This window comes from Flavobacterium sp. (assembly GCF_003525665.1).
Classification (GTDB): Bacteria; Bacteroidota; Bacteroidia; order Flavobacteriales; family Flavobacteriaceae; genus Flavobacterium.
This window is the reverse complement of sequence record NZ_DQDX01000225.1, coordinates 1-6,860: the sequence shown is the minus strand read 5'-3', so window position 1 is coordinate 6,860 and position 6,860 is coordinate 1. Positions and strand designations below refer to the sequence as shown.

General features: G+C 32.8%; 7 protein-coding genes and 1 pseudogene. 7 read left to right on the top strand and 1 reads right to left on the bottom strand.

Going from position 1 to position 6,860, the window contains the following annotated elements; translation table 11 throughout:
* The first annotated feature begins 26 nt into the window (after positions 1–26).
* From DIU01_RS15570 to DIU01_RS15545, 6 genes and pseudogenes are all read left to right on the top strand, one after another.
* A complete protein-coding gene (locus tag DIU01_RS15570) occupies positions 27–1,190 on the top strand; it encodes a sigma-54 dependent transcriptional regulator (protein ID WP_290836060.1) in 1,164 nt (387 codons plus the stop codon).
* A gap of 82 nt (positions 1,191–1,272) precedes the next feature.
* Positions 1,273–1,893, top strand: a complete 621-nt coding sequence (locus DIU01_RS15565; RefSeq protein WP_290836057.1) for a DEAD/DEAH box helicase — start codon at positions 1,273–1,275, stop codon at positions 1,891–1,893.
* 158 nt (positions 1,894–2,051) lie between these two features.
* On the top strand, positions 2,052–2,267 hold the full coding sequence (locus DIU01_RS15560; protein ID WP_290836055.1) for a DUF2007 domain-containing protein: 216 nt from the start codon (positions 2,052–2,054) through the stop codon (positions 2,265–2,267).
* 34 nt (positions 2,268–2,301) lie between these two features.
* Entirely contained in the window at positions 2,302–2,547 is a 246-nt protein-coding gene (locus tag DIU01_RS15555) for a hypothetical protein (protein ID WP_290836053.1), read from the top strand.
* Positions 2,548–2,590: 43 nt separating this feature from the next.
* Positions 2,591–2,848, top strand: a pseudogene (locus DIU01_RS15550) (type II toxin-antitoxin system RelE/ParE family toxin); the annotation flags it as partial.
* Between the two features lie 21 nt (positions 2,849–2,869).
* Entirely contained in the window at positions 2,870–3,676 is an 807-nt protein-coding gene (locus DIU01_RS15545) for an alpha/beta fold hydrolase (RefSeq protein ID WP_290836051.1), read from the top strand.
* A gap of 5 nt (positions 3,677–3,681) precedes the next feature.
* On the opposite strand, the gene DIU01_RS15540 is transcribed toward DIU01_RS15545, so the two are convergent.
* Positions 3,682–4,905, bottom strand: coding sequence for an MFS transporter (locus DIU01_RS15540; protein ID WP_290836049.1), 1,224 nt, complete (start codon positions 4,903–4,905; stop codon positions 3,682–3,684).
* A gap of 192 nt (positions 4,906–5,097) precedes the next feature.
* On the opposite strand from DIU01_RS15540, the gene DIU01_RS15535 reads away from it, so the two are divergent.
* The gene (locus tag DIU01_RS15535; protein ID WP_290836047.1) at positions 5,098–6,732 is read left to right on the top strand and encodes an ABC-F family ATP-binding cassette domain-containing protein; all 1,635 of its coding nucleotides are present in this window, start codon (positions 5,098–5,100) and stop codon (positions 6,730–6,732) included.
* The last annotated feature ends 128 nt before the right edge of the window (positions 6,733–6,860 follow it).

Here is a 6,860-nt window from a genome sequence, read left to right as displayed (position 1 = left end):
AAACTTGCAACCCGAAACCCGAAACCATGAGCAAAATATTAATCATAGAAGACGAAGCATCTATCAGAAGAGTTTTAACCAAAATTCTTTCTGAAGAAAATGATACTTACCAAGTAGAAGAAGCCGAAGATGGCGTTCAAGGACTTGAAAAAATAAAAAATTCCGATTACGATTTAGTTCTTTGCGACATCAAAATGCCAAAAATGGACGGCGAAGAATTATTAGAAGCCGTAAAAAAATTCAAACCCGAAATTCCAATCGTAATGATCTCAGGTCACGGCGATATGGAAACTGCTATCAATACAATGCGTCTTGGTGCTTTCGATTATATCTCAAAACCACCCGATTTAAATCGTCTTTTGAACACCGTTCGAAATGCTTTAGACAAAAAACAATTGGTTGTTGAGAACAAAATTCTAAAGAAAAAAGTCAGCAAAAACTACGAAATGATTGGAAATTCTGAACCAATCAATCACATCAAACAAATGATTGAAAAAGTAGCTCCAACCGACGCAAGAGTTTTAATCACAGGTCCAAACGGAACAGGAAAAGAGTTAGTTGCACATCAATTACACGAAAAAAGCGAAAGAGCGGCTTATCCATTAATTGAAGTAAACTGCGCTGCAATTCCGTCCGAATTAATAGAAAGCGAATTGTTTGGTCACGTAAAAGGTGCCTTTACATCAGCTGTAAAAGATAGAGCAGGAAAATTTGAAGCTGCCGATGGAGGAACTATTTTCCTTGATGAAATAGGAGATATGAGTTTGGCTGCGCAAGCTAAAGTTCTAAGAGCTTTACAAGAAAGTTTGATTCAACGAGTTGGAGCAGATAAAGATATAAAGGTCAATGTTCGTGTAGTTGCGGCAACCAACAAAGATTTGAAAAACGAAATTGCCGAAGGTCGTTTCCGTGAAGATTTGTATCATAGATTGGCTGTAATTTTAATTAAAGTTCCGGCATTGAATGATAGACGAGATGACATACCTTTGCTGATTGAACATTTTGCCACAAAAATAGCCGAAGAACAAGGAAATGCACAAAAATCATTTTCTAAAGAAGCAACAAAATTATTACAAGAATACGATTGGACAGGAAACATCCGTGAATTAAGAAACGTAGTAGAACGCCTTATAATATTAGGAGGAAACGAAATTTCTGAAACAGACGTAAAATTGTTCGCAAGTAAATAAAAGGGAATAGGTTTTAGGTAGTAGGATATAGGCAGATGCTAAACCTACAACCTACAACCCACATTCTACAACCATAATAAAAATGCAATTAAAAAAAATAAACCCACACTTACAGCAAGCCTTAATTGAAAACAATTTAATTGATGCCAATGAAATGCAACAAGAAACATTTTCTACTATTAAAAGCGGAAAAGATGCTGTAATTCAGTCGCCACCAGGATCAGGAAAAACAACAACTATTGTTTTAAATGTCATTCAGCGATTAGAAAAAACCCATGATGAAAGTACTCGTGCGTTAATCATTGTTGAAAACAAAGAAAAAGTTCTAGAAATGGAAGAACTCTTTTTGAAATACGGAAATTACACCGATTTAAGTATTTTTGGTTCTCATGACAAAGGCGATATTGATTATGATAAAAACATCATTTCTTTAGGATTAGATATTTTAATTGGAACTCCTAACAGAATCAATGCTTTATTTTCATCTGCAGGATTTAACATGAATACTATAAAAATGTTTGTCGTTGATGACGCCGATATCCTTTTTAGAAACCGATTGGATGCTGTAATCTTGAGGCTTTCTGCAAGTGTAGAAAAAACACAACGTATTTTCTTTTGCTCAGAAATCACCGAAAGGGTAGAAGTCTTGGCAGACAAAATCATGATTGAGCCAACGTTTTTCGAAATAGAAGAAGAGGAGTAGTTTTTAGTTTTCAGTCGCAGTTTTCAGTTTTCAGTTTTCAGTTTTCAGTTTTCAGTTTTCAGTTTTCAGATTTCCCACATAGTTTGTCATTCCGTAGGAATCTCACTCAGTACTTTATAACAATACAGTATACAACAATACATTATACATCACAAAAAATGGGTTTAATAAAAATATTTTCCGGAGAAGAAATTCTAGCAATTTCATTACAAGAAAAAATCGAAGCAATTGGTATCGATACGGTCATTAGAAATAACAATCAAGCGAATGTTTTACCAAGTATTCAATCAGCAAAAGCAGCAGAATTATTCATCCAAGAAACCGATTTTGGAAAAGCCAATCCTGTAATTGAGGAGTTTAGATTGAGTTTGTAATTTTTGTATATTTGTTTTTTAAAAACTATTTAAAATGGATATAACTGCAAAAAAAAATGAATTAGTTAATTGGCTACTTAATCTGAATGATGAAAGTAAACTAAAAAAAATCATTGCATTAAAATCAGTTTTAGATAAAGAAGTGGTTGCGCACACAATTAGTGGCTATCCTGTTGATAAAGAAGAGTATATCAATATGGTTAAAGAAGCCGACGAAAGAATTTCATCTGGAAAATTCACAACAATTGAAGATTTAGAAAAGGAAATTGAAAATTGGTAGAATGAAAAAACCAATACAGATTCTTTGAGATAATCAAGCAAAAGCCGACTTGAAATTGATTTTTGAATACATCAAATTAAAATCACCACAAGGAGCCAAAAATGTTATTAGAGATATAGTTATCCAAAGTAAAAGTATCCATTTTACAGAGCAATATCAGGTTGATGAATTTCTTGGCGAACCCTATAGAAGAATGGTTGTTAGAAATTATAAAATCATTTATAAAATTCAGTCTGAAACAGAAATCAGAATCCTTCAAATTTTTGATACACGGCAAAATCCAATAAAATTGAAAAAGTAATATAATCTCTATTGTATTTAAATGAGAATATTCCGATTTATAATCCTATCTCTTGCAACTTTATTTGGTGTACTTTATTTATTGTATGTAAGTTATATCTATTTCAATCAAGCCGAAATGGTTTTTATTGCCAATAAACTTCCTGAAAATTATAAGTTTGAATTCAATCAAAAATTTGAAGAAATAACTATTCCATCGTTCGACAATAAAAAACTCAACGGTTTATTATTTAAAACACCACAGCCAAAAGGACTCATTTTCTATCTTCATGGAAATGCTGGTTCTCTAGATTCTTGGGGAAATAATGCAGAAATTTATACCAATTTTGGCTATGATATTTTCTTTTTAGATTATCGAGGTTTTGGTAAAAGCGAAGGAGAAATTGAAGACCAAGAACAGGTTTTTAAAGATATCTCTATTGCTTATGACAAAGTAAAATCGGAATATAAAAATAAAGAAACAATCATAATTGGATATTCAATCGGAACTGGATTGGCAACCTATTTAGCATCGATTAAAAATCCAAATAAATTAATTCTTCAAGCTCCCTATTATAATTTTTTAGAATTTTCGACTTCACGAGCACCTTATTTTCCTGATTTTTTAAAGAAATTCCAATTTGAAACGGATAAGTATATTACAAAAGTAAAGGCACCAATTTATATCTTTCATGGCAATCAAGATCGGTTAATTTCGATTGAAAATTCGTATAGATTGCGAAAGTTGTTAAAAGCTAATGATGCATTTTTCGAATTAGAAAATCAAGGTCATTTAGGAATTAATGGTAATGAGGATTTTCAGGAGAAGTTGAAAGTAATTTTGGAATAATAATTTTACCTAAACAGCTTCAATCTCATAGTCAACAACGAAATTAATACTCCAAAAACACCGATAAACGCAAACGAATATTGTAAACTTGTCATTTCTGCAATGTAACCAATTATTGGCGGACCAACTAAAAATCCCATAAAACTGATACTTGAAACTATTGTTAATGCAATACTAGTTGGCACAATTTTACTATTTCCGGCAGCATTAAAAATAATCGGGATTACATTGGAAACACCAAATCCGACCAACATAAATGCCACAGTACACGCAATTAAATTTGGGAATAAAACTGCCATATACAATCCGGTAGAAATTACAAATCCGCTCGTAATTAATACTTTTCTCGGTCCAAATTTTGCAACCAGAATGTCACTTAAAAAGCGTCCAATTGCCATGGTAACCATAAATGATGTATATCCTAAAACTACCAATGAACCTGGAGCTTTTACAATTTCTTTGAAATATACGCCACTCCAATCGAACATGATTCCTTCGCTTGCCATGCAGCAAAAACTAATCACGCCAAGCCAAATAAGCGATTTATCTTGAATGTTGAAAAAGGAAACTTTCTCTTTTTTTTCAACTTCTTTTACTGAAGTTTTTACCAAATAACGGTAGTTGAAAGCAATCATTACGATAATTATCCCAAAAACGGTCGCAAAATGCTGAAACGGATTTAAGTTAAAATACAACATAATCAACGCCAATAAAGCACCCGAAAATCCAGCTAAACTCCAAGAACCATGAAACGCACCCATAATTGGTTTTTCGAACAATTGTTGTGTGTAAACGCCAAGTGTATTGACCGCAATATTGCAAAAATTCCCAAAAAAGCCGAAGAGAAATAATGCCAATCCCAATTGCCAACTTTGTGTTGGTAAGCCAAGTAAGGTCAAGAAAAAGGCATAAGTGATTAATCCTATTATTGCAATTTTTCGACTTCCATATTTGGCGACAACCTTTCCAGATAGTGGCATTGCAAGTAATTGACCAATTGGCAAAGCAAATAAAATGGTTCCTAAATCGGATTCGCTTAATTTTAAAGTCAACTTTAAATCAGGAATTCTACTCGCCCAAGTGGCAAAACAAAATCCCATACCAAAGAAAAATAATGCCGTAGCAAATCGCACTCTCGCTAGATAGGAACTTTTTGCTTTTTTGAACGACTTTTTAATCTTTGCTTTGGGTAAAATTTTACTCAAAAAACTGTAGTCAATTAATGGCATTGGTTTCAAAATTTGAATTTAAAGTTGCAAAGTTAAATGTAACCAATAGAATTCCATCGAATAGATAGTATTTTTTAAAAGTTTCCTATGTAATTGTCACATTAAAATTGACTAATTAATCTATCTTTGCACCTTCAAAAAATTTAAGGACACCTTTTAAACTTTTAAACCTTAAACTTTTAAACTAATTCTATGATTACAGTAAACGATATTGCCGTTGAATTTGGTGGCACAACTCTTTTTAGTGAAGTAACATTTGCTATTAATGAAACCGATAAAATAGCCCTAATGGGTAAAAATGGAGCAGGAAAATCTACTTTGTTAAAAATTGTTGCAGGTGCAAGTAAGCCAACTCGTGGTGTTATTTCGGCTCCGAGTGATGCTGTCGTTGCCTATTTACCGCAGCATTTATTAACGGAAGATAACTGTACGGTAATGGAAGAAACATCGAAGGCATTTGCTGGTGTTTTAAATATGAAGAAAGAAATCGACGAAATCAACGAACAATTGACCATTCGTACCGATTATGAAAGTGATGAGTACATGAAATTGATTGAAAAAGTTTCGGAATTATCTGAAAAATACTATTCAATTGAAGAGGTAAATTACGAAGCCGAAGTTGAAAAAATATTAAAAGGTTTAGGATTTGAAAGAGAAGATTTCAATCGTCCAACTAAAGAATTTTCTGGTGGATGGCGAATGCGAATCGAATTGGCAAAGATACTTTTAACAAAACCCGATTTGATTCTGCTAGATGAGCCAACGAATCACTTAGATATGGATAGTATCGAATGGTTGGAAGATTTTTTAATCAATCAAGCCAAAGCCGTTATGGTAATTTCTCACGATAGAGCTTTTGTAGATAATATCACAAACAGAACTATCGAAGTAACCATGGGAAGAATTTATGACTACAAAGCCAAATATTCGCATTACTTAGAATTAAGAAAAGACAGACGTGTTCATCAGCAAAAGGCATACGATGAACAACAGAAATTTATAGCAGACAATCAAGCGTTTATTGAGCGTTTTCGTGGAACTTTTTCTAAAACCGATGCAGTGCAATCACGTGTTAGAATGTTAGAAAAGATAGTTCCTATCGAGGTTGATGAAATTGATAATTCGGCATTAAAGTTGAAATTTCCACCATCGGTTCGTTCGGGTCAATATCCAGTTATCGTTAAGGATTTAGAAAAATCGTATGGCGATAAATTAATTTTTAAGGATGCTAATTTAGTAATTGAGCGTGGACAAAAAGTGGCTTTCGTTGGTAAAAATGGGGAAGGAAAATCAACCATGATTAAAGCCATAATGAAAGAACTTGAAATCAATAGTGGTTCTGTAGAAGTTGGTCATAATTGTCAAATTGGTTATTTTGCTCAAAATCAAGCAGCACAACTTGATGAAAATGCTACAATATTTGAAACTATCGATAGAATTGCAGTTGGTGATGTTCGAACGCAAATCAAAAATATTTTGGGAGCATTCATGTTTCAGGGTGATGATATCCAAAAGAAAGTGAAAGTACTTTCTGGTGGAGAAAAAACGCGTTTGGCAATGATTAAATTATTGCTTGAACCAGTAAATTTATTGATTCTAGATGAGCCATCGAATCACTTGGATATGAAAACCAAAGACATCATTAAAGATGCTTTACGTGATTTTGACGGAACTTTAATTCTAGTTTCGCACGATAGAGATTTCCTTGACGGATTGGCTACAAAAGTATTCGAATTTGGAAACAAACGCGTGAAAGAACATTTTGAAGATATTAAAGGTTTCCTTGCACATAAAAAAATGGAGTCGCTTCGTGAAATAGAGAAGTAAGCTTAAGTAGTAAGACTTTAAACAATAAAAACCCGATACATTTTAGAAACGTATCGGGTTTTTTAATTAACCAAATTTAACCTAACTATTTTCTTTGATATGCTTTTAATGTTGTAATTACTTTTGCT